At 62.0% G+C, this 21235-nt stretch carries 20 protein-coding genes; 13 read left to right on the forward strand and 7 right to left on the reverse strand.

The features are described 5' to 3' along the window. Positions 1–14 precede the first annotated feature (14 nt). Both pyk and A3AY_RS0122295 read right to left on the reverse strand, forming a co-directional pair. Complete coding sequence (pyk, locus tag A3AY_RS0122290) at positions 15–1454, reverse strand: pyruvate kinase (protein WP_018327901.1); 1440 nt, start codon at positions 1452–1454, stop codon at positions 15–17. Beyond that, positions 1454–1837, reverse strand: coding sequence for a DUF1036 domain-containing protein (locus A3AY_RS0122295; protein ID WP_083926021.1), 384 nt, complete (start codon positions 1835–1837; stop codon positions 1454–1456). The genes pyk and A3AY_RS0122295 overlap by 1 nt, the downstream gene beginning before the upstream one ends. A 285-nt stretch (positions 1838–2122) precedes the next feature. Here A3AY_RS0122295 and A3AY_RS0122300 point away from each other — a divergent pair, with 285 nt between their 5' ends. From A3AY_RS0122300 to A3AY_RS0122310, 3 genes are all read left to right on the forward strand, one after another. Beyond that, the gene (locus A3AY_RS0122300) at positions 2123–2917 is read left to right on the forward strand and encodes an N-formylglutamate amidohydrolase (RefSeq protein ID WP_018327903.1); all 795 of its coding nucleotides are present in this window, start codon (positions 2123–2125) and stop codon (positions 2915–2917) included. Between the two features lie 21 nt (positions 2918–2938). After that, complete coding sequence (locus A3AY_RS0122305; protein ID WP_018327904.1) at positions 2939–3244, forward strand: DUF1244 domain-containing protein; 306 nt, start codon at positions 2939–2941, stop codon at positions 3242–3244. Between the two features lie 132 nt (positions 3245–3376). Beyond that, positions 3377–3640 (forward strand): DUF2312 domain-containing protein, encoded by a 264-nt coding sequence (locus tag A3AY_RS0122310; RefSeq protein ID WP_018327905.1) that lies wholly within the window; start codon positions 3377–3379, stop codon positions 3638–3640. Between the two features lie 64 nt (positions 3641–3704). Here the strand turns inward: A3AY_RS0122310 and A3AY_RS0122315 are convergent, their stop codons facing one another. Both A3AY_RS0122315 and A3AY_RS0122320 read right to left on the reverse strand, forming a co-directional pair. Next, positions 3705–5570 (reverse strand): peptidoglycan L,D-endopeptidase MepK, encoded by a 1866-nt coding sequence (locus tag A3AY_RS0122315; RefSeq protein WP_026203715.1) that lies wholly within the window; start codon positions 5568–5570, stop codon positions 3705–3707. A gap of 184 nt (positions 5571–5754) precedes the next feature. Continuing rightward, entirely contained in the window at positions 5755–7305 is a 1551-nt protein-coding gene (locus A3AY_RS0122320) for a sigma-54-dependent transcriptional regulator (protein ID WP_018327907.1), read from the reverse strand. 205 nt (positions 7306–7510) lie between these two features. Here A3AY_RS0122320 and A3AY_RS0122325 point away from each other — a divergent pair, with 205 nt between their 5' ends. From A3AY_RS0122325 to A3AY_RS35860, 3 genes are all read left to right on the forward strand, one after another. Beyond that, a complete protein-coding gene (locus tag A3AY_RS0122325) occupies positions 7511–9373 on the forward strand; it encodes a M3 family oligoendopeptidase (RefSeq protein ID WP_018327908.1) in 1863 nt (620 codons plus the stop codon). 168 nt (positions 9374–9541) lie between these two features. After that, entirely contained in the window at positions 9542–10699 is a 1158-nt protein-coding gene (locus A3AY_RS0122330; RefSeq protein ID WP_026203717.1) for an aminodeoxychorismate synthase component I, read from the forward strand. 266 nt (positions 10700–10965) lie between these two features. After that, on the forward strand, positions 10966–11565 hold the full coding sequence (locus A3AY_RS35860) for an aminotransferase class IV (protein WP_083926022.1): 600 nt from the start codon (positions 10966–10968) through the stop codon (positions 11563–11565). Here the strand turns inward: A3AY_RS35860 and A3AY_RS0122340 are convergent. Continuing rightward, entirely contained in the window at positions 11562–12470 is a 909-nt protein-coding gene (locus A3AY_RS0122340; protein ID WP_018327911.1) for a sensor domain-containing diguanylate cyclase, read from the reverse strand. The genes A3AY_RS35860 and A3AY_RS0122340 overlap by 4 nt on opposite strands. A gap of 289 nt (positions 12471–12759) precedes the next feature. Further along, on the reverse strand, positions 12760–13872 hold the full coding sequence (hppD, locus tag A3AY_RS0122350; protein ID WP_018327913.1) for a 4-hydroxyphenylpyruvate dioxygenase: 1113 nt from the start codon (positions 13870–13872) through the stop codon (positions 12760–12762). Between the two features lie 131 nt (positions 13873–14003). Here hppD and A3AY_RS0122355 point away from each other — a divergent pair, with 131 nt between their 5' ends. Then, a complete protein-coding gene (locus A3AY_RS0122355; RefSeq protein WP_018327914.1) occupies positions 14004–14483 on the forward strand; it encodes an Lrp/AsnC family transcriptional regulator in 480 nt (159 codons plus the stop codon). 7 nt (positions 14484–14490) lie between these two features. On the opposite strand, the gene A3AY_RS0122360 is transcribed toward A3AY_RS0122355, so the two are convergent. Beyond that, a complete protein-coding gene (locus A3AY_RS0122360) occupies positions 14491–14934 on the reverse strand; it encodes a MarR family winged helix-turn-helix transcriptional regulator (RefSeq protein ID WP_018327915.1) in 444 nt (147 codons plus the stop codon). A 67-nt stretch (positions 14935–15001) separates the two neighbouring features. Here A3AY_RS0122360 and hmgA point away from each other — a divergent pair, with 67 nt between their 5' ends. The 6 genes from hmgA to omp10 all read left to right on the forward strand — a co-directional run bounded on the left by hmgA (position 15002) and on the right by omp10 (position 21054). Next, positions 15002–16357: a homogentisate 1,2-dioxygenase gene (gene hmgA, locus A3AY_RS0122365; RefSeq protein ID WP_018327916.1), complete on the forward strand. Its 1356-nt coding sequence runs from the start codon at positions 15002–15004 to the stop codon at positions 16355–16357. Between the two features lie 198 nt (positions 16358–16555). Beyond that, on the forward strand, positions 16556–17572 hold the full coding sequence (locus tag A3AY_RS0122370; RefSeq protein WP_018327917.1) for a fumarylacetoacetate hydrolase family protein: 1017 nt from the start codon (positions 16556–16558) through the stop codon (positions 17570–17572). 10 nt (positions 17573–17582) lie between these two features. After that, complete coding sequence (gene maiA, locus A3AY_RS0122375; protein WP_018327918.1) at positions 17583–18239, forward strand: maleylacetoacetate isomerase; 657 nt, start codon at positions 17583–17585, stop codon at positions 18237–18239. Positions 18240–18454: 215 nt separating this feature from the next. After that, positions 18455–18766, forward strand: a complete 312-nt coding sequence (locus A3AY_RS0122380; protein WP_018327919.1) for a hypothetical protein — start codon at positions 18455–18457, stop codon at positions 18764–18766. A 296-nt stretch (positions 18767–19062) separates the two neighbouring features. Next, a complete protein-coding gene (locus tag A3AY_RS0122385) occupies positions 19063–20514 on the forward strand; it encodes a homospermidine synthase (protein WP_018327920.1) in 1452 nt (483 codons plus the stop codon). Positions 20515–20688: 174 nt separating this feature from the next. Then, positions 20689–21054: an outer membrane lipoprotein Omp10 gene (omp10, locus tag A3AY_RS0122390; RefSeq protein WP_018327921.1), complete on the forward strand. Its 366-nt coding sequence runs from the start codon at positions 20689–20691 to the stop codon at positions 21052–21054. Positions 21055–21235 lie beyond the last annotated feature (181 nt).

Raw genomic sequence — 21235 nt, forward strand, 5'->3', positions numbered from 1 at the left:
CACAAAGCTGGTATTCAGACGCCGCTGAGGCCGTCCGAACCGATATAGGCGATGCGCAGCATATTGGTGGCGCCGGGTGTTCCGAGCGGCACCCCGGCCGAAATGATCACGCGGTCGCCCGGCTTGCCGAAGCCTTCCGCCGCGACGATGCGGCAGGCGCGGTTGACCATGTCGTCGAGATCGGTCGCGTCACTGGTAACGACGCTGTGCAGCCCCCAGACGACCGAAAGGCGGCGCGCCGTCTGGATGACCGGCGAAAGTGCGAGGACGGGAACCTGCGGACGCTCGCGCGCGGCTCGCAGGCCGGTCGTTCCGGACGAGGTGTAGCAGACGATGGCGGAGAGCTGCAGCGTCTCGGCTATCTGGTGGGCGGCCAGCGAAATCGCGTCGGCGCCGGTCGCTTCCGGCGGCGTACGCTGGGCATAGATGATGCCGGGATAATGCGGATCGCGTTCGACCGTGCTGGCGATCGACGCCATGGTCGTGACGGCTTCGACCGGATATTCACCCGAGGCCGATTCCGCCGACAGCATGATCGCGTCGGCACCTTCAAAGACCGCGGTCGCAACATCCGACACCTCGGCGCGGGTCGGGACCGGCGCGGAAATCATCGATTCCAGCATCTGGGTGGCGACGACGACAGGCTTGCCGGCGCGGCGACAGGCTCGGATCAACTGCTTCTGCAGACCCGGAACCGCTTCAAGCGGCATTTCCACGCCGAGGTCGCCACGAGCAACCATCAGCGCGTCGGAGAGCTCGATGATCTCGTCGATGCGCTCGATTGCCTGCGGCTTCTCGATCTTCGACATCAGGCCGACGCGGCCGCGCGAGACCTTGCGGACTTCGGACAGATCTTCCGGCCGCTGGATGAACGACAGGGCAACCCAGTCGACCTCGTCGGTCTCAAGCACCGCATCCAGATCGGCCCTGTCCTTCTCGGTCAGCGCGCCGACGCCGAGCAGCGTGTCTGGCAGGCTGACGCCCTTGCGGTCGGAAATCTTGGTGCCGGCGACGACGGTGCACACGATGCTCTTGCCATCGGTCTTGTCCGCCCGCAAATGCAGCTTGCCGTCGTCGATCAGCAGCCGGTGGCCAGGCTGGACGGCTTCGAGGATTTCCGGGTGCGGCAGGAAGACACGCGTGTTGTCGCCTGGCTCGTCCTTGTTGTCGAGCGTGAAAGTCTGACCCGGAACCAGATCGACCTTACCGGCCGCGAACTTGCCGACGCGCAGCTTCGGCCCCTGAAGGTCGGCGAGAATGCCGATCGGCCGGCCGCTGCGCTGCTCGACATTGCGGATACGCTGGATCAGCGTGCGCATCATGTCGTGGCTGGCATGGCTCATGTTGATCCGGAAAAGATCAGCCCCCGCCTCGTGCAGCTTCTGGATCATCTCTTCTTCGCTGGACGCAGGTCCAAGCGTGGCGAGGATTTTGACTTTTCTGTTCCGCTTCATCAGTTGTGGCTTTCCTGGGTCCCTGGAGTATCGGACAACTGAACCATCCAGCTCCCCTGACGCCCCGTGTCGTATTCCTTGAACCCCATCCGCTGGAAACCGCGGGCGAAGCAATCCTGCACGCCGGTGATCTTGAACTCGTTTTCGGCGACGCACATGTTGACGCCGCCCGTCCAGCGGCCGCCGCGGGCCGCATCCTCAGCGTAGAGGTAATAGTATCGTGATTGAAGTTCGCCCTGGATCAGGGTGGCGCAGGTGGTCGCGGGAACCTGCCACCAGCCTTCGGTGATCCAGCCCTCCTTGGCCCGGTAGCCGATGGCCACGCCGACGAGATTCTGGGTGCCGTTGCAGACGCGGAACTCGGCCCGCGCTTCACTCGCCATCAGCACCGGCGAGAACGCCGCCAGAACGAAAAGAAGGCCGGCGCTCAAGGACCAGCTCCGGACGTTCAGCCTGGAAAGAGGATATCTGGACACGGTTTCCAATGGGTCTCCATTGTGATTTGTCGTGGCACTTTCTTGCGACGGTGGGGCCGGAAAGTCAACGCGACTCTAATCGATTATATTCGGCTTTTTGTTGACTGAAATGACACAAATTCTCCTTTGCCTTGCGATAAGCGCCGCAGCATGCCATCAAATTTCGTCAAGCATGAATCGAGTTGATACTGTATGCGGCAATCATCACCGTTCGAGATCATTGAGGGCAACAGTGCCGCCGGGCTGGCACTCTTGGCGGATCATGCCACCAACCTGCTGCCGCCGGAATACGGCAGGCTCGGCCTCCCCGAAAGCGCCTTCGAAAGACACATCGCCTACGATATCGGTGTCGAAGCCCTTGCCCGGCGGCTCGCGGCCCGGCTCGGCGTTCCCGCTGTCCTCAGCTGCTTTTCGCGGCTGCTGATCGATCCCAACCGGGGCGAGGACGATCCGACGCTGATCATGAAGATATCGGACGGCGCCATCGTTCCCGGCAACCATCCGATCTCGTCGGAAGAATGGGAAAGCCGCCTCAACCGCTTTCACCGGCCCTATCACCGTGCCGTCGCCGAGACCATCACGGCGGTCGGTGCGGCAAGCGGCAAGGCGCCGCTGGTGATTTCCCTTCATTCCTACACGCCGGCCTGGAAGGGCACGCCCCGTCCCTGGCATGCTGCCGTCCTCTGGGACAGCGATCCGCGCGCGGTCAACCCGCTGATCGAGGCTCTGGAGGCCTCGGGCGATGTTCTCGTCGGTAACAACGAGCCCTATGACGGCGCCCTGCGCGGCGACACGATGTTTCGCCATTGCATGGAAGCCGGCCTCGCCCATGCGCTGATCGAGGTTAGGCAGGACCTGATCGGCGACGAGATCGGCGTGGCGGAATGGGATGAGCGGCTGGGGCCGATCCTCGCCGGCTTGAACGAACGCCCTGAATTGCACGAAATCAGGCGATATCCTTCCCGCACCGGGCCGTATGCATCCTAACAGCGGCTGAAAGAGACGACGATGACCGAATTGACGCCACAGCAGCAACTGGAATTCGAAGCGGCCGCCTTCCGCCGCCTCGTCGCCCATCTGCGCGAGCGCAGCGATGTCCAGAACATCGACCTGATGAACCTCGCCGGTTTCTGCCGCAACTGCCTGTCCAACTGGTATCGCGACGCTGCCAATGCCGCCGGCGTGCCGATGGACAAGGACCAGTCGCGCGAGATCGTCTACGGCATGCCCTATGACGAATGGCGGGCACTTTACCAGAAGGAAGCCTCCAGCGAGCAGCAGGCCGCCTTCGAGGCGAACAAGCCGAGGGAATAGCCAGTCAAGGCCCGTTCCTCCGTGAAAACGGTGCGGCGTTACGCAATGTCACTTGACCTTCAGCGCGCTTCACGGCAGGTCACAGGCCTCGCAAATTCACTCCCCCAACCAATCCCCAACAAGGAGAAGACCATGTCGGATGCCCATGGCGTCGCCCGCGATCAGCTTCGCTCTTTCATCGAGCGGATCGAGCGGCTGGAAGAAGAAAAGAAGACCATCGCCGACGACATCAAGGATGTGTATGGCGAAGCAAAGGGAACCGGCTTCGACACCAAGATCCTGAAAAAGGTCATCGCCATCCGCAAGCAGGACAAGGACGAGCGCATGGAGCAGGAAGCCATCCTCGACACCTACCTCGCCGCACTCGGCATGATCGACGCGCCGGAAGCCGAATAAGCGCTCCGCACCCAACAAAAAACCCGCCATGCGGCGGGTTTTTTTATGCCTTATGCTTGGAAGATCAGTTCGTGCTGAACTTCTTCACTTCCAGGAAATTGACCGCACTGCCGCTGAACCGTGCCGTGTCCACCGAAACGGCGTCGTTCGAGAAGCCGGCCGAATAGACGGTCGTCGGCGAGGCCCTAAGCGTCTTGCTGACGAAGCGCGGCGCCTTCACCGGCTTGGACAAGGTCGCCATGCGGCCATTCGACAGCGCCCAGTTGGAAATGATCTGCTGGGTGAGCTTCGGCTCGGTGCGCACCGACGAACGGGTGGCCGCGTCAGCCTCCTGCTTGTTCGGACGCTTGCCCTTGGCGGGCGCATCTGCATTCGCATCGAAGGCATCCTCGAAGATCGCGGCGCGTGCTTCGGCGCTCGACGGCGGCACGTAGGCCGCAAGCTCGACAGGCCGCTCCTGCGGCGTCGGCTGTGCGAGCGCCACCCGCGTCTGTGCTTCGGCGACCGCCTCGACCGGCTGCTCCGCCTCGGCCACGGCCTGTGGCTGTTGCTCAGTCCGTTCGGCAAAGGACGGCACGACGACATTGGCGTCGGCGACGGCCATCAACGAGGCCTCGTCAGCCGGGCGCATGGCCGGCACGGGAACAAAACCAAGCGCTGCGACATCCTCGCCCAGCACCGCAGCGTTCGGATCGGTCGAGGCCATCAGCGTGTCGCTGCCGGCATCACCGTTCAGACCGCGCTTGCCAAGTATCTGCGGCACGGGAATCTTGTAGGCGCTCAGATCGGCATATTCGCCTTCGGTGGCGGTCTGTTCAGGCAAGGCCGCAGCCCACGCAGCCTCCGCCGTCTCCTTGGTCGGAGCAACGAGTGCCGTCTGGACGCCAGCGTCGGCCGGAGCATCCTGGAAGGCTGGCCGAGCGCCGGGAACGGGAGCGGCGACTTCCTTCTCGGGGGCCTGCTGCGAGCCGTCGACACCGGGAAGGGCCTGCTCGGCCTCGGCAACGGCGACTTGAGTAACCTTGGCCCTGGCAGCCGGCTGCTCATCCGCACCCTCTTGCCCGCCGCTGGCAATGGCATTGGGTTCCTCGTCTTCGTCACCACCGCCAAACAGCATGGCGAAGAGATTGCCCTTGCGTTTGGTGTCCTTGTCGCCCGGTCCCTTGGCACCGCCGCCGGCCACTTCGATGGCATCGGCACCGACACGGCGCTTGTAGTCGGCGAGCGCCTGCTGGTAACCCGGCAGCGGTCCACCGCCGTCGGCCGGCATATGTATGGTCTTGCCGTCGGGGAAGAGGCGGGCGAGTTCGCTGCGGCTCATGCGCGGCCAGGCGCGAACGCCGCCGACATCCATGTGAACGAATGGCGAGCCCGAGGTCGGGTAGTAACCGACACCGCCGACCTGGAACTTCATGCCGATTTCGCGCAGCGTCTTCAGCTTGACGTCGGGCAGATAGAAATCCATCGCCTTGCCGAGCATGTGCTGGCTCTTCTTCGCCACACCCTTGGAACGCGACCGCAGCATGCCATTGGTGGCCGGCGAGCGGTAAGCGGAAACCACATGGATATAATCGCGCGAGCCGCTCTTCTGGTAGACTTCCCAGACGAGGTCGAGAAGGCGGGGGTCCATCTTTGTCGGCTCGTTGCGGCGCCAGTCGCGCAGGAAGCGATTGACCTGCTGCAGGCCCTTGGAATCATAGCGACCATTGCGCTTGAACGTGATCGACGCCTTTTCCTGGGTATGGACGAAATAGAGTTTGAGCGTGCGGGTCTGGCCGGCTGCCTCTACCGGAGGAGCCATGCCGGGCGTGACCATCGAGGCTGCGATCAGGAGTGATGCGAGGACGCGCGGTGCCTTTCGGGCTGCCGCGGCGCAAAAGCGGGTGATCACGGAGCCGCTAGGCTTCTTGAATCCGAACAAATTTTGCAAACTCAATCCCCGTCCGACGGACAATGTGTCCCGTGGCTGCTCAGATGACTGTCAATTGCGGTCACAGCATGGCAAATATGCCACAGTCATCGGTTATCCTTATAATATAGTGAATGGATCACTAACAAGGTCTAAACGACAACAGCCAAATACGGGCGATCGTTATGCTTTGTTATCCCTCGTTTTATGCGGCTTCACTGAACGGATCGTCGGGATTAATGCCATAATCCTTGAGTTTGCGGTACAAAGTCGACCTGCCGATGCCCAGTTTTCGGGCCACCTGGCTCATCTGGCCGCGGTAGAATTTGAGTGCAAAGCGAATCAGTTCCTCTTCAACGTCGGCCAGCTTGCGGACGTTGCCGCCGTCATCGACGCTGGCAATCGCATTTTCGGGTTGATGATCCGCCACCATGGCATTGCGCCCTTCCGCCCTTTCGGCCGGGGCGAAATGCGGATAGACCGGCGGCAGGTGACCGGCGTCGCCCACCGGGATCTTGGCGGGCCCGGTCTCTTCCCAGGTGAAGCCCGACTTCTCGGCAACGACATAGCCGGGGATCTGGGTGGCGATCTGCGGGAAATCCTTGACCGTCAGTTCCCCCCCTTCGGCAAGCACGACCGCCCGGAAGATGGCGTTCTCCAGCTGGCGGATATTGCCCGGCCAATCATAGGCGGTCAGCAATGCCATTGCTCCGCTGGAGACGACGAGCGGCGCCGTAAGCCTCTGTTCCAGGGCGAAACGTTCGACAAAGGTACGCACCAGGACCGGAATGTCTTCCTTGCGCTTGCGCAACGCCGGAATGGCGATGGGGAAAACATTCAGCCGGTAGTACAGGTCTTCGCGGAAGCGGCCTTCGCGCACCTCGTTGATCAGGTCCTTGTTGGTCGCCGAAATCAGCCGCACATTGACCTTCTGCGGATGGCGCGCACCAATCGTCTCGATCTCGCCCTGCTGCACCGCGCGCAACAGCTTCACCTGCACTTCCACCGGCAGGTCGCCGATCTCGTCTAGGAACAATGTGCCGCCATCGGCATCGGCGAACTTGCCGGAGTGCTTGTCCGTGGCGCCGGTAAAGGCGCCCTTTTCATGGCCGAAGAGGATGCTCTCGACCAGATTGTGCGGGATCGCACCGCAATTGACCGTGACGAAGGGCTTGCCGGCGCGCTCGCTGGCGTGCTGGATGGCGCGGGCGACCATTTCCTTGCCGACGCCGGATTCACCTTCGAGCACGATCGGAATATTCGACTGCGCGGCGCGGCGCGCGAGATCGAGCACGCGGATCATCGCAGGGCTCGCCGACACCACGTCATCGAAGGCAACGGTGCCGCTGCGCGACCGCTTCGACGCGCGCCCGCGGCTTTCGCGGTGGTCCAGCTTCAGGGCGTTGGTGATCGCGACATTGAGACGTTCGGGCGAAACCGGCTTGACGACGAAATCGAAGGCGCCTGCCTGCATGGCGAGAACGACCGTCTCGATGCCGCCCTGCCCCGTCTGCACGATGACCGGCGTATCGATACCGCGCTCGGCGATCGCTTCGAGGAAGCCGTGGCCATTCATTTCCGGCATCATCAGATCGAGCAGGATGACGCTGATCAGGCCGCGCTTGCGTTCCAGCAGTTCAAGGCCGCTGCGGCCGTTGTCGGCCAGATGGGCGATATGCCCGAGGCGCTCGATCATGTTCGTCAGCAGCCGGCGCTGGACCGGATCATCATCGATGACGAGAATTTGGGATGTCATGAAGGCCTCCTGCTCTCTACATAGAACCAAAACGACACCTCATGTGCCGCATCATGGGAAGCATTCGTGTCACAAAGGCCTGAAAATCCTCTTTTGAGAAATGCTTGCATTTTAACCATTGCCGACGTTAGGTCATGGCCCCATATCCGCCCTCTGCTTCGCCGCCCGAATCCGGGCCGGCGCCCGTTAAAAAGAGTGAACGTTCATGCGCCATCTTCCTTCTTTCCGGACATCCTTCCGCATCGCCCATGCGACCGCTTCAGGCGCTGCGGAAGCGGCGCCGCTCGGCGACCTGCCGTCCTGGAAACTCGAGGATCTCTACCCGTCGGCAACATCCCCGGAATATCTCGGCGACCTTGCGAAGGCCGAGGCGGCAGCCAAGGCTTTCGAAGAGAAATGGAAGGGCAAGCTCGCCGCTGCTGCGAAGCTCAGCGGTGACGAGGGCATCGGCGCGGCCGTGCGCGAATACGAGGCACTGGAAGACCTGATGGGCAAGATCGGCTCCTTTGCCGGCCTCACCTATTTCTCCGACACGACCAATCCGGCGAACGGCAAGCTCTACGGCGACGCCCAGTCGAAGCTGACGGACATGGCGAGCCATCTGTTGTTCCTCTCGCTGGAAATGAACCGGATCGACGATGCCGTCATCGATGCCGCGCTCGAAAGCGATGCGCTGGCTGGCCATTACAAGCCATGGATCGTCGATCTGCGCATGGACAAGCCCTACCAGCTCGACGACAAGCTGGAGCAGCTCTTCCTCGAAAAATCCATGACCGGTGCCAGCGCCTTCAACCGCCTGTTCGACGAGACGATGGCGTCGCTGACCTTCAATGTCGACGGCGAGGAGCTGCCGCTCGAAGTAACGTTGAGCATGCTGCAGGAGGCCGATCCGGCCGTCCGGAAAAAGGCAGCGGAGGCGCTGGCCAAGACCTTCAAGGCCAATATCCGCACCTTCACCCTGATCACCAACACGCTCGCCAAGGACAAGGAAATCTCCGATCGCTGGCGCGGCTTCAAGGACATCGCCGACAGCCGGCATCTGGCCAACCGGGTCGAGCGCGACGTGGTCGACGCGCTTGCCGCTGCCGTGAAGGAGGCCTATCCACGCCTGTCCCACCGCTATTATGCGATGAAGGCAAAGTGGCTCGGCATGGAACAGATGGAATTCTGGGACCGCAACGCGCCGCTGCCGGAAACGCCGACCTCGCTCATTCCCTGGAGCGAGGCCAAGGAGACCGTGCTTTCAGCCTACGGCAATTTCGACCCCGAAATGGCAACGATCGCTCAGCGTTTCTTCGACGGCGGCTGGATCGACGCGCCGGTCCGCCCGGGCAAGGCGCCGGGCGCCTTCGCGCATCCGACAGTGCCGTCTGCACATCCCTATGTGCTCGTCAACTACATGGGCAAGCCGCGCGACGTGATGACGCTCGCCCATGAACTCGGCCATGGCGTGCATCAGGTTCTCGCCGGCGCTCAAGGGGCGCTGATGGCCTCGACGCCGCTGACGCTCGCAGAGACCGCCTCCGTCTTTGGCGAGATGCTGACCTTCCGCGCCCTTCTCGACAAGACGAAGGACAAGCGCGAGCGCAAGGCCATGCTCGCCCAGAAGGTCGAGGACATGATCAATACGGTGGTGCGCCAGATCGCCTTCTACGAATTCGAGCGCAAGGTCCACACGGCCCGCAGACAAGGCGAACTGACCGCCGACGACATTGGCGAACTGTGGCTGTCCGTTCAGACGGAAAGCCTCGGCCCGGCGATCCGGATTTCGGAGGGCTACGAGACCTATTGGGCCTATATCCCCCACTTCATCCATTCGCCCTTCTATGTCTACGCCTATGCCTTTGGCGATTGCCTGGTGAATTCGCTCTACGCAGTCTACCAAAAGGCCGAAACCGGCTTCCAGCAGAAGTACTTCGAGTTGCTCAAGGCCGGCGGCACCAAGCATCATTCCGAACTGCTCGCCCCGTTCGGCCTCGACGCTACCGATCCGTCGTTCTGGGCACAGGGGTTGTCGATGCTGGAGGGGCTGATCGACGAGCTTGAGGCGCTTGATAGACAGGCGTAGGAAGCGAGCTTAGCGCGTCTCGCCATGGATCCTCGGGTCAGGCCCGAGGATGACGATCCCGGGGACTTGGCTAACTGAAAAACCGCTACCGACATTGATTTGGCAACCCCATTCTCCGTCATCCTCGGGCTCGACCCGGGGACCCATGCGGATACCGACATGAGCAGCATGACCGACACCGGCCCCTTTGTCCTTTTCCGCGACGACAGCGAAGACAGGACGACCGTCTTTGCCGAGCCGTCGCATGTCATCACCGCACGGACGAAGGCTGAGTTCTGGCGCGGGCTGGCGGACATGGAAGCCGCACATGCGACGGGAAAGTGGCTTGCGGGCTTCATGAGCTACGAGGCCGGCCATCTCTTCGAAAGGAAGCTTGCTCCCTTTGCCGAGGAAAACCGCCGCACGCCGCTGATGTCCTTTGGCGTCTTCGACGGGCCGGTCGAGGCACATCCGCTTTGCGCGCCCCGACGCCGCATCGAGAACGAACCCTTCATCACCGAGCCGCGCGCAAGCTGGAACTTCGAAGCCTACAGGCAGCGCTTCGACCGCCTGCACCAGCACCTGCGACAGGGCGATTGTTACCAGGCCAATCTCACCATGCCGATCACTGCCAGCTGGAACGGCGATCCGCTGGCCGCCTTCTGGTCGCTTATCGAGCGGCAGCCGGTGAAATATGGCGCGCTCGTCTCCCTCGACGGCCCGACCCTTCTGTCCCGCTCGCCGGAACTTTTCTTCAAGGTCGACAAGCAAGGCTGGATCGAGACCCATCCGATGAAGGGCACCGCCCGGCGCGGCGCAAGCCTGGCGGAGGACGAGGAGATCATCCGCGAGATGCAGGCCGATCCGAAGTCCCAGGCGGAGAACCGGATGATCGTCGATCTCTTGCGCAACGACATCTCCCGCATCACCGAGGTCGGCACGCTGGAAGTCCCGCGCCTGTTCGATGTTGAGACCTATCCGACGGTGCATCAGATGGTGAGCCACGTCCGGGCAAAACTGCTGCCCGATGTCGGTATCACCCAAATCTTCGAAGCACTGTTTCCCTGTGGCTCGGTCACCGGCGCGCCAAAAATGCGGGCGATGGAAATCCTTCACGATCTGGAAGCCGGCCCGCGCGACGCCTATTGCGGCTCGATCGGCTTCATCGCGCCGGACGGCACCATGCGCTTCAACGTCGCGATCCGCACCCTGTCGCTGTTTCCGGATGGCGAAGCCGTCTTCAACGTCGGCGGCGGCATCGTCTTCGATTCGACCGCCGAAGCGGAATATGAGGAATGCCTGCTGAAAGCGCGCTTCGCGGTCGGCGACGCCTGGATCGAGCGATGACGGATTTTTCCCTGATCGAAACGATGCGATGGGAGCCCGGCACCGGCATCGTCCGCCTGCGGCTGCATCTCGCCCGCCTGAAGCGCTCTGCCGGACGACTGGGATTTGCCGGGGCGGATCAGGTTGAAAGCGCGTTGGAGGAAGCGTTTGGAGCCCCTCTTTCCTCTTCGCCAAACAGGTCCTTGGAAGATAAGCGTATGAACAAGGACATCGTCGCGCCCTCCCTCTTCTCCCCAGCGGGGAGAAGTGCCGAGCGCAGCGAGGCGATGAGGGGGTCTGTCGGCGAACTCGGCGCCAGTATTCCCCCCTCATCCGGCCCTTCGGGCCACCTTCTCCCCGCTGGGGAGAAGAGGGAGCAAGCGCGGGGCGATTTGAAAACAGGAACCACCGAAAGTTTGGATCAACCGTCGCCGCTGCGCGTTCGCCTGACACTCAGCTCATCCGGCGAAATCGCGATCACCACCGCGCCCTTCACGCCGCTTCCCGAAAACACCGTCTGGCGCGTCGCGGTCGCCGCCGCCCGCCTCGATTCGGCCAACAGGCTCCTGCGCCACAAGACCACCCGGCGCGAGATCTACGAGGCGGCGCGGGGCGAATATCCGCCCGCGGCTGCCGACGAGGTCCTGTTGCTCAACGAGAAGGGCGAGCCGTGCGAGGGCACGATCACCTCGCTTTTCCTCGACGACGGCTCGGGCGTGCTGAAAACGCCGCCGATTTCCTGCGGGCTGCTTGCCGGCGTACTCAGGACCGAATTGATCTGCGCCCGCCGCGCCCGCGTGCAGCGCCTGACGCTTCAGGACCTGCGCAGCGGGAGATTGTTCATGGGCAACTCGCTGCGCGGCCTGATCCGGGCCCGGCTGATTTAGCGCAGGCTGACCGCGATCCGGTCGCGGCCGGAATGCTTGGCCTCGTAAAGCGCGGCATCGGCCCGCGAATAGAGCGACCTTGCGGTATCACCCGGCTCCAGCACGGCAATGCCGGCGGAACAGGTATAGAAAAACTGCGGCGCCGACGGCAGGGGGCGCGCGGTGCGTACCTTGTCCAGCACCCGATCGACGATTTTGCGGCCTTCCGGCAATGTCGTGTCCGGAAAGATCAGCATGAACTCCTCGCCACCGACGCGCCCGAAGCAATCGTGACGCCGCACGACCGGATGCACCCTGCGCGCAAAATCAAGGAGAATGTCGTCGCCTGTCTGATGGCCGTACAGGTCATTGATGCCCTTGAAAAAATCGATGTCGAGAATGCAGATACAGCCCCTCCCTGCGCCGACCGCAGCTTGTCTCTGCACCATCTCCTCGAGCTTCGACATCATGTAGCGGCGGTTGGAAATGCCGGTCAGTTCGTCGGTCTGGGAGGCTTTCAGGGCGAAGTCGCGATCCTGCCGCAACGTACGCTCATCGGCGCGCAGATGGGTGATGTCGTTGGCAATGCACAGCATCCAGCCGTTGCGATCGACGGTCTCGGTCATCCACAGCCAGCGGCCACCGACGACATCGGTCTCGAAGGCCCGAAACGGCACCTTGCCGCGCCGCGACTGGGCCGAGACCACCCAGGCCTCGAAGTCGGGCACGCTGATGACGGTGCCGCGACCGAGCGCCTGATTGCGCCGCATCAGATCCGGCCAAAGCGGTGTCTCACCGTCGTCAAGATGGAAGGTCGAGCGGAAGGCCCGGTTGGCGTAGCGCAGGCGATCGTCATGATCGTAGAGCGCGATCAGGACTTCGGTGTCGTCTGTTAAGGACGCAAGGCTGGCCGCTATATCATCCATCGCACCGATTCCGTATTGCCGCATTCATTGTAGGGCGGGCGCAATACAGCACCATCGCGAAATATGGCGAGTCGCGCCGATTGGCAGCGCATTCATGAAATACGAAAATATGTCCGAAGAAGGAACATCGCAAAAGAATCACGGGCTCGACGGCAGCCCGCTTATGCGCAGCAGGCGCCCCGGCAATGCCTTGCCTCTTCACGAAGAACGAAAGATCGTCGCCGAACAGACAAAGGCCCCGCCGGCGTGAAGACGGCGGGGCCTGGGATCAAGCTGCGTGGAGGCTCCCTTATTCGGCAGCCGCCGGATGGAGAACGCCGCGACGGATCTGGTCGGCCTCGATTGATTCGAACAAAGCCCGGAAATTGCCCTCGCCGAAGCCTTCATCGCCCTTGCGCTGGATGAACTCGAAGAAGATCGGGCCAATCACGGTCTTCGAGAAGATCTGCAGGAGGATGCGGGTCGTGCCGCCATCCACCACGCCTTCGCCGTCGATCAGGATACCGTGTTGCTTCATCCGCTCGATCGGTTCGTCGTGGCCGTGCACGCGCTCATGCGACAGTTCGTAATAGGTATCAGGCGGACCCGGCATGAATTTCAGGCCATTGGCCGCGAGTTTGTCGGTAGCGTCGTAAATGCCCTCCGTGCCGACGGCGATGTGCTGGATGCCCTCGCCCTTGTACTTGCGCAGATATTCCTCGATCTGGCTGGTATCGTCCTTGGATTCGTTCAGCGGTATGCGGATCTTGCCGCAGGGCGAGGTGATCGCCCGGCTCGTCAGACCCGTGATGCGGCCATCGATGTTGAAGAAGTGGATCTGCTTGAAACCGAAGAGCTCGCGGTAGAAGTCCCACCACTTGTCCATGTTGCCGCGATAGACATTGTGGGTCAGGTGATCGAGATAATAGAAGCCGACGCCCTCCGGCTTCGGATCGCGCTCGCCCAGCCATTCGAATTCGGCCTCATAGGGCGAACCCTTCTTGCCGTAGGTCTCGATGAAATACAGCAGCGAGCCGCCGATGCCGACGATGGCCGGCACGTCAAGCGCCTTGTCCTTGCCTTCATAGGGCGTCGCGCCCTTCGATACGGCGTGCTCGAAAGCATGTCTGGCATCGACGACGCGCCAGGCCATGGACGGCGCGCAGGGGCCGTGATCAGCGACGAAGCGCATGGCATGGCTGCCCGGCTCGGCATTGATGAGATAGTTGATGTCGCCCTGGCGCCAGACGGTGAGAGCCTTCGTGCGGTGCTTGGCAACGCAGGTGTAGCCCATGCGCGTGAACAGTTCTCTCAGCTGTTCCGGCTCGGGATGGGCGAACTCGACAAATTCGAAGCCGTCGGTTCCTGCCGGGTTCTCGGCGGTAATGCCGGACGGCGGTGCGTCATGCGGGAAGGGTCCCATGGTTCTCTCCTCTGAACTCATCGACTGTTGAGGCGATCATGACGCAAATCCTGCGCATTGTGCTTGCATTCTCGCGTGCTATAACCGGATCAATGCACGATCCGTGCGAGAATTTACGAAGGTATGCACGAATGGAACAGATGGATGGCTATGATCTGAAGATCCTTGCCGAGCTGCAGAAAGACGGCCGCCTGACCAACAATGAGCTGTCGGATTTGATCGCCCTGTCGCCGTCGCAATGTTCCCGTCGCCGCGCCCGGCTGGAGGCGGAAGGCTTTATTCACGGCTACCGCGCCGTGCTCGATCGCGGCCGGCTCGGGCTCGATCTGATGGTCGTGATCGCCGTCACCCTCGCCACCCACAATCGCGACAATGCCAAGCGCTTCGCAGCCCTGATCGCCGATCTGCCGGAGGTGCTCGAATGCTACGCACTGACCGGCGAAATGGACTATCACCTCAAGGTCGTCACCTACGACCTTGCCGGCCTGTCGCACTTCGTCAACGACGTGCTCTTGCCGCATGACAGCGTGCAGCATGTGAAAACATCGATCGTGCTGGCGACACTGAAGGATTTTCAGGGACTGCCGGTCCGCCAACGCGGCAGGCATTGAGCGTGCCTCAGCGGCGCCGTTTCACCATGGCGTTTTCAACGGCGGTCAGCCCGGACGACAGGGCCTGCAGGCCGTCGCTTCCCAGCAGCTTTTCCAGCTCTGCCGAATAGGCGCGCGCAAGCCGCGTCAGCTCCTGATAGGCCTTGATCCCGGCGGCCGTCAGCTCCAGATGTTCGACCCGGCGGTCGTCCTCATGCTGCGTCCGCTTCAGCCAGCGGCGTTCCTCCAGCGCGAAGACGGCGCGGCTCACCTTGGTCTTGTGCATGGTCGAATGAACGCCGACCTCGGTCGCCGTCATGCGCCCAGAGCTGCCGAGCGCCGCCAGCGTCCTCCACTCCGGCCGCGTCAGGCCGTACTCGGCCTTGTAGGCGGCGGCAAAGCGCAGGGCGATGAATTCCGCCGCGCGATTGAGGCGGAACGGCAGGAACTGCTCGAGATCGAAGTCGTCCATGGCTTCCTTGATAGTTACAAAATTGACAGTTACGTTTGTAACCATATCGACGGAGGAGGTGCAAGCCATGCTGGAGAAAGCCAAGAGGATCGCGGTCGATGCCGTGGCGAACAGCCCGCAATACATGCCGGGCTTCGGCAACGACTTCGAGACCGAATCCCTGCCGGGCGCGCTGCCGCAGGGCCAGAACAGTCCGCAGAAGTGCAATTATGGTCTCTATGCCGAACAGCTCTCCGGTTCCCCCTTCACCGCACCGCGCGGCACCAACGAGCGCTCCTGGCTCTACCGCATCCGCCCGAGCGTGCGCCACACCCGCCGTTTCTCCAATGCGAGGTATCCCTTCTGGAAATCGGCCCCGTGCCTGGACGACCACTCGCTGCCGCTCGGCCAGCTCCGCTGGAACCCGATCCCGGCGCCCACGGAAAAGCTCGACTTCCTCGCCGGTATCCGCACGATGACGGCTGCGGGCGATGTCATGACCCAGGTCGGCATGGCGGCGCATGCCTACGTCTTCAATGAAGACATGATCGACGACTATTTCTTCAATGCCGACGGCGAACTGCTGGTCGTGCCGCAGCTTGGCGCCATCCGCGTCTTCACCGAAATGGGCATCATCGATGTCGAGCCATCCGAGATCTGCCTCATCCCGCGCGGCATGATGTTCAAGGTCTCGCGCCTCGGTGATGGGCCGGAATGGCGCGGCTATATCTGCGAGAACTACGGTGCCAAGTTCACGCTGCCCGATCGCGGCCCGATCGGTGCCAATTGCCTCGCCAACCCGCGTGACTTCAAGACGCCGGTTGCGAGCTATGAAGATAAGGAGACGCCGTGCCGCGTCCATGTCAAATGGTGCGGCAAGTTCTATGTCACCGAGATCGGCCATTCGCCGCTCGACGTCGTCGCCTGGCACGGCAACTACGCGCCGTTCAAATATGATCTGCGGACTTTCTCACCGGTCGGCGCCATCCTGTTCGACCATCCCGATCCGTCGATCTTCACCGTGCTGACGGCGCCGACGGAGGAATCGGGCACCGCCAATGTCGATTTCGTCATCTTCCCGCCGCGCTGGCTGGTCGCCGAACACACCTTCCGCCCGCCCTGGTACCACCGCAACATCATGAGCGAGTTCATGGGCCTGATCCATGGGCAATACGACGCCAAGGAACAGGGCTTCGTGCCGGGCGGAATGAGCCTGCACAATATGATGCTGCCGCATGGTCCGGATTCGATGGGCTTCGAAAAGGCGTCCAATGTCGAGCTGAAGCCGGTCAAGCTCGACCACACCATGGCCTTCATGTTCGAGACCCGCTACCCGCAGCAGCTGACGCGCTACGCCGCCGAACTCGAGACGCTGCAGGACAACTATCTCGAATGCTGGGACGGCCTGGAGCGCAAGTTCGACGGGACGCCGGGTATCAAGTGAAGTAGACTTCCCGGATATAAACTGCACCTGATCATCAATCGCCATGGCGCACGACGATCGCCCCTCATCCGCCCCTCTTTGTTTGAGAGGAAGGGCGGGCACTTCTCCCCTTGTGACGGGGAGGGGCCAGGTGAGAGGCAAGCCAGCAAGGAGACAGGCCGTGTCATGCACTGTGGATAAATTACGGATTTCAAAACCATGAAACTTGCAACCCTCAAGGATAGCACCCGCGACGGCCGGCTGGTCGTCGTCTCCCGGGATCTCACCCGCTGCTCCGAGGTCGGCCATATCGCCCGCACGCTGCAGGCGGCGCTGGACGACTGGGAACACGTGGCACCACGTCTCGCCGCGGTGGCCGAAGGGCTGGAAACCGGCGCGCAGCCGTCCATGCGGTTTCATGAACACGAAGCCGCCTCGCCGCTGCCGCGCGCCTATCAGTGGGCGGATGGCTCGGCCTATGTCAATCACGTCGAGCTGGTGCGCAAGGCCCGCAATGCCGAAATGCCGGTGACGTTCTGGACCGACCCGCTGATGTATCAGGGCGGCTCCGACAGCTTTATCGGTCCGCGCGATCCGATCGTCATGGCCGACGAATCCTGGGGCATCGACATGGAGGCAGAGATCGCCGTCATCGTCGACGACGTACCGATCGGAGCGACGATCGACGAAGCCCGCGCGGCGATCCGGCTGGTGATGCTCGTCAACGACGTCTCCCTGCGCGGGCTGATCCCCGCCGAACTCGCCAAGGGCTTCGGCTTCTTCCAGTCCAAACCCTCTTCCGCCTTCTCGCCCGTTGCCGTCACACCGGATGAACTGGACAGCGCCTGGGACAGTGGCAAGCTGCACCTGCCCCTGCTCGTCGATCTGAATGGCAAGCCCTTCGGCCGCGCCGATGCCGGTGTCGACATGACCTTCGACTTCGGCCAGCTCATCGCCCATGCCGCCAAGACCCGGCCACTCTCGGCCGGCACCATCATCGGCTCGGGCACGGTTTCCAACAAGCTCGACGGCGAGCCGGGCAAGCCGGTGTCGGAAGGTGGCGTCGGCTATTCCTGCATCGCCGAACTGCGCACGATCGAAACAATCGAGACCGGCGCTGCCGTCACGCCGTTCATGCGGTTCGGCGATACCGTCCGCATCGAGATGAAGGACAAGGCCGGACATTCGATTTTCGGGGCGATCGAGCAGACCGTCACGCAATACGAGAAGCGCTGAGGGCGTCGTCATGAGCGACACGGTTCTGTTCGACTACTGGCGTTCCTCGGCCAGCTACCGGGTGCGGATCGCGCTCAATATGCTGGCGATCCCCTACCGGTCCGTAGCCATCGATCTTCTGGCCGGGGAACACAGGCAAGCGGAGCACCTCGCCCGCAATCCGCAAGGCCTGGTTCCAGCGCTTGAGATCGATGGGCAAATGCTGACACAGTCGCTGGCGATCATCGAATATCTGTCGGAGACGCGGCCCGGTCCCGGCCTCCTGCCCGCCGACCCGGTGGCGCGCCAGCGCGTCCGGGCACTGTCCTATGCGATTGCCATGGACATCCACCCGATCTGCAATCTCGGCGTCGTCTTCCATGTCATGCAGCAATCGCAGGACCCGGATGCGGCGCGATCGGCATGGATGCGCAAATTCATCGGCGATGGCCTGGGTGCCTTCGAGCGGATGCTGGACACGCCCGAAACCGGCGAATTCTGCCACGGCGACCAGCCGACGATGGCTGATCTCTGCCTCGTGCCGCAGATCTATAATGCCCGCCGGTGGAACGTTGATCTTTCCGCCTGCCCGTGCGCCGCAGTGATCGCCGGAAAATGCGAGCAACTTCCGGCATTTGCGCGAGCTCACCCGGATCAAGTCGCGCCGTCGAAGCCAAAGCCGCTGTGACATTGCCGTCGCCAGGCGCAATTGCACCGCAGCCGCATCGATCCCCAAGGTCCTAATAATATTTTGAAAAATAATCAATTTTCTGCGATAATGCGTGCGTGGCGGCACCGCTTGCGCGTGTCGCGTGAGGTTCCGACCATGGCCATGCCGGCCCCGGCAGGACGGGTCAAACCAATCTCCTTTTCCGCCAGGCTACCGGCGAAAGGAGGTGCCTTATGGCACGTAAGCTGATCCTCATCCTCACCGGGGCCGCTCTTTTGGCGCTTGCACTGGCGGTGCAACCCGCAGCGGCGGAACCGATATTTAACTGCGCCGAACATTCCAAGATCGTCGAATTCCTCGGCTCGCATTATTCCGAGAAACTTCTGGCAGTCGGCCTCATCAACGAAGCCGCCATTCTTGAGGTTTATGTCTCCGAAAGCGGCAGCTGGACCATCCTGGTGACCAACGTCAGCGGTCGCAGCTGTGTGGTCTTTGCCGGCCAGAACTGGGAGACGATCCCGGTTGGCCCCGACTTGAAAACATGATCGTGCAGCAGCGCCTGCAGCATTTCGCGTGTCGGTGAGGCGCCAAACGCGCAGCGCGTCGAAGCGTCGCCCTTTCTTCTCCTTCATCACATCAGCTTGACGAAACCCCGCACCAGGGTGATCGGCGTCGCATGGCCACCCCGCAACGCCTGCTGGCAGCGACGGGAGCTCCCTGCGCGCGCTTTCCGGCTCTTTATTGTGACAGGAATCTATGCTCTAGGGCCATTCGAGGCATGACAGGGCGAAATCCGCCCGTTAAACAGTCAAAAGAACCCGTCTCCAGGAGAGAAAGCAAAATGACAGGAACAACCTACCCGGTTTACGGCGAAATCACCGGGCCGATCGTCATGATCGGCTTCGGCTCCATCGGCCGCGGCACCCTGCCCCTGATCGAGCGCCACTTCAAATTCGACAAGAGCCGGATGGTTGTCATCGACCCGCGCGACGACGCAGACCACACCGAAATTATGGCAAAGCACGGCGTCAGGCACATCAAGTCGCATGTCACAAAGGACAACTACAAGGAACTCCTGAAGCCGCTTCTGACCGAAGGCGACGGCCAGGGTTTCTGCGTCAATCTTTCCGTCGATACCGGGTCGGTCGACCTGATGAAGCTCTGCCGCAAGCTCGACGTTCTCTACATCGACACGGTCGTCGAGCCCTGGCTCGGCTTCTATTTCGACAAAACCATGAGCAATGCCGACCGCACCAACTATGCGCTGCGCGAGACCATGCGTAAGGAAAAGGCGAAGAACCCCGGCGGGGCGACCGCCGTTTCCACCTGCGGCGCCAATCCGGGCATGGTCTCCTGGTTTGTCAAGCAGGCGCTGCTCAACCTCGCCAACGATCTCGACGTGAAGTTCGACGAGCCGGACCAGCATGACCGCGAAGGCTGGGCCAAGCTGATGAAGAAGGTCGGCGTCAAGGGTATCCACATCGCCGAACGTGATACGCAGCTCACCAAGAAGCCGAAGCCGCTCAACGTCTTCTGGAACACCTGGTCGGTCGAGGGTTTCATCTCCGAAGGTCTGCAGCCGGCCGAACTCGGCTGGGGCACGCATGAGAACTGGATGCCGAAGAACGCCAAGAAGCACAAGAAGGGCTGCCAGGCGGCCATCTACCTCGAGCAGCCGGGCGCCAACACCCGCGTTCGTACCTGGTGCCCGACCCCCGGTCCGCAGTACGGCTTCCTCGTCACCCACAATGAATCCATCTCGATCGCCGACTACTTCACCGTCCGCGACAAGGATGGCGAAGTGGCCTACCGCCCGACCTGCCACTATGCCTATCATCCGGCCAATGACGCCGTCCTGTCGCTGCACGAAATGTTCGGCAACGGCGGCAACGCGCAGCCGATCCATCACGTGCTTGACGAAAACGAGCTGGAGGACGGCATCGACGAACTCGGCGTGCTGCTCTACGGCCACGCCAAGAACGCCTACTGGTATGGATCGCGCCTGTCGCTGGAAGAAACCCGCCGCATTGCGCCCTACCAGAACGCGACCGGCCTGCAGGTGACCTCCGCCGTGCTCGCCGGCATGGTCTGGGCGCTCGAAAATCCGACGGCCGGCATCGTCGAAGCCGACGAGATCGACTACAAGCGCTGCCTCGAAGTGCAGACGCCCTATCTCGGTCCGGTTGAAGGCCACTACACCGACTGGACCCCGCTCGACGGTCGTCCCGGCCTGTTTCCGGAAGAGCTCGACACCAAGGACCCATGGCAGTTCAAGAACATCCTGTTTCGCTGAACTGTCTGATTAGGCTTTAAAATTCGACGCCCGGGGATCGATCCCCGGGCGTTCTTCGTTGACCCCGCGAATAATCCCGCCGTGCTCGTGCCCCACTCTTGCATTCAACTCCTGATCACGGCATGGTTTTTTCAACTGAAAGACAGCTTTCCGCGCAGCATCCGGGAGACATATATGAAGCCGATCACCATCCTGACCCTTTTGTCCGCAGCGGCAGCGCTGGCCTCCTGCATGGGGCCGCGCGAAGTGCGCCAACAGCCGCCCGCCCAGATGGCACCGGCTGGCGTCGAAGGCGCATGGACTGATCCGAATGGCCTCGTGTCGACATTCGCGGGAGGGCAATTCCAGACCCGCACCAGCGACACAAATACCCAAATGGCTTCAGGCACTTACACTACAACCGGTAACGTTACCCAAATCAATCTTTACTCCAACCTCAAACAAACGACCTCCTTGGTCAATTGCGCGTTAGTCACACCAAACCAATTAAATTGCACAAGCGAGTCAGGCGCGCAGTTCTCGCTCGTCCGCAAGAGCTGAGGCGGCACAAGACAGGAAAGCCTCCCGCTGCGGAGGCTTTTTCCGTTTAAACCCTTGGTTTTTAACCTTGCGGGGAATTGGTTGCAAAGAGTGGATTTTGCCGCTTGATGTCTGCAGCGTCTGATGAAACCATCATTGCCGACACCGCTGTCACGGAACACGCACTGGTCTGTTCCGCTGC

The sequence above is a fragment of the Rhizobium giardinii bv. giardinii H152 genome, assembly GCF_000379605.1.
Classification (GTDB): Bacteria; Pseudomonadota; Alphaproteobacteria; order Rhizobiales; family Rhizobiaceae; genus Pararhizobium; species Pararhizobium giardinii.

Bases quoted from the DNA above. Each gene is read 5' to 3' on its own strand.
- A3AY_RS0122325 (WP_018327908.1), top strand. From the start codon at position 7,511: ATGCGCCATCTTCCTTCTTTCCGGACATCCTTCCGCATCGCCCATGCG.
- A3AY_RS0122380 (WP_018327919.1), top strand. From the start codon at position 18,455: ATGGCACGTAAGCTGATCCTCATCCTCACCGGGGCCGCTCTTTTGGCG.
- A3AY_RS0122385 (WP_018327920.1), top strand. From the start codon at position 19,063: ATGACAGGAACAACCTACCCGGTTTACGGCGAAATCACCGGGCCGATC.
- omp10 (WP_018327921.1), top strand. From the start codon at position 20,689: ATGAAGCCGATCACCATCCTGACCCTTTTGTCCGCAGCGGCAGCGCTG.
- A3AY_RS0122330 (WP_026203717.1), top strand. From the start codon at position 9,542: ATGACCGACACCGGCCCCTTTGTCCTTTTCCGCGACGACAGCGAAGAC.
- A3AY_RS0122360 (WP_018327915.1), bottom strand. From the start codon at position 14,934: ATGGACGACTTCGATCTCGAGCAGTTCCTGCCGTTCCGCCTCAATCGC.
- maiA (WP_018327918.1), top strand. From the start codon at position 17,583: ATGAGCGACACGGTTCTGTTCGACTACTGGCGTTCCTCGGCCAGCTAC.
- A3AY_RS0122300 (WP_018327903.1), top strand. From the start codon at position 2,123: ATGCGGCAATCATCACCGTTCGAGATCATTGAGGGCAACAGTGCCGCC.
- pyk (WP_018327901.1), bottom strand. From the start codon at position 1,454: ATGAAGCGGAACAGAAAAGTCAAAATCCTCGCCACGCTTGGACCTGCG.
- A3AY_RS35860 (WP_083926022.1), top strand. From the start codon at position 10,966: ATGAGGGGGTCTGTCGGCGAACTCGGCGCCAGTATTCCCCCCTCATCC.
- A3AY_RS0122340 (WP_018327911.1), bottom strand. From the start codon at position 12,470: ATGGATGATATAGCGGCCAGCCTTGCGTCCTTAACAGACGACACCGAA.
- A3AY_RS0122355 (WP_018327914.1), top strand. From the start codon at position 14,004: ATGGAACAGATGGATGGCTATGATCTGAAGATCCTTGCCGAGCTGCAG.
- hmgA (WP_018327916.1), top strand. From the start codon at position 15,002: ATGCTGGAGAAAGCCAAGAGGATCGCGGTCGATGCCGTGGCGAACAGC.
- A3AY_RS0122305 (WP_018327904.1), top strand. From the start codon at position 2,939: ATGACCGAATTGACGCCACAGCAGCAACTGGAATTCGAAGCGGCCGCC.
- A3AY_RS0122295 (WP_083926021.1), bottom strand. From the start codon at position 1,837: ATGGCGAGTGAAGCGCGGGCCGAGTTCCGCGTCTGCAACGGCACCCAG.
- A3AY_RS0122320 (WP_018327907.1), bottom strand. From the start codon at position 7,305: ATGACATCCCAAATTCTCGTCATCGATGATGATCCGGTCCAGCGCCGG.
- A3AY_RS0122370 (WP_018327917.1), top strand. From the start codon at position 16,556: ATGAAACTTGCAACCCTCAAGGATAGCACCCGCGACGGCCGGCTGGTC.
- hppD (WP_018327913.1), bottom strand. From the start codon at position 13,872: ATGGGACCCTTCCCGCATGACGCACCGCCGTCCGGCATTACCGCCGAG.
- A3AY_RS0122310 (WP_018327905.1), top strand. From the start codon at position 3,377: ATGTCGGATGCCCATGGCGTCGCCCGCGATCAGCTTCGCTCTTTCATC.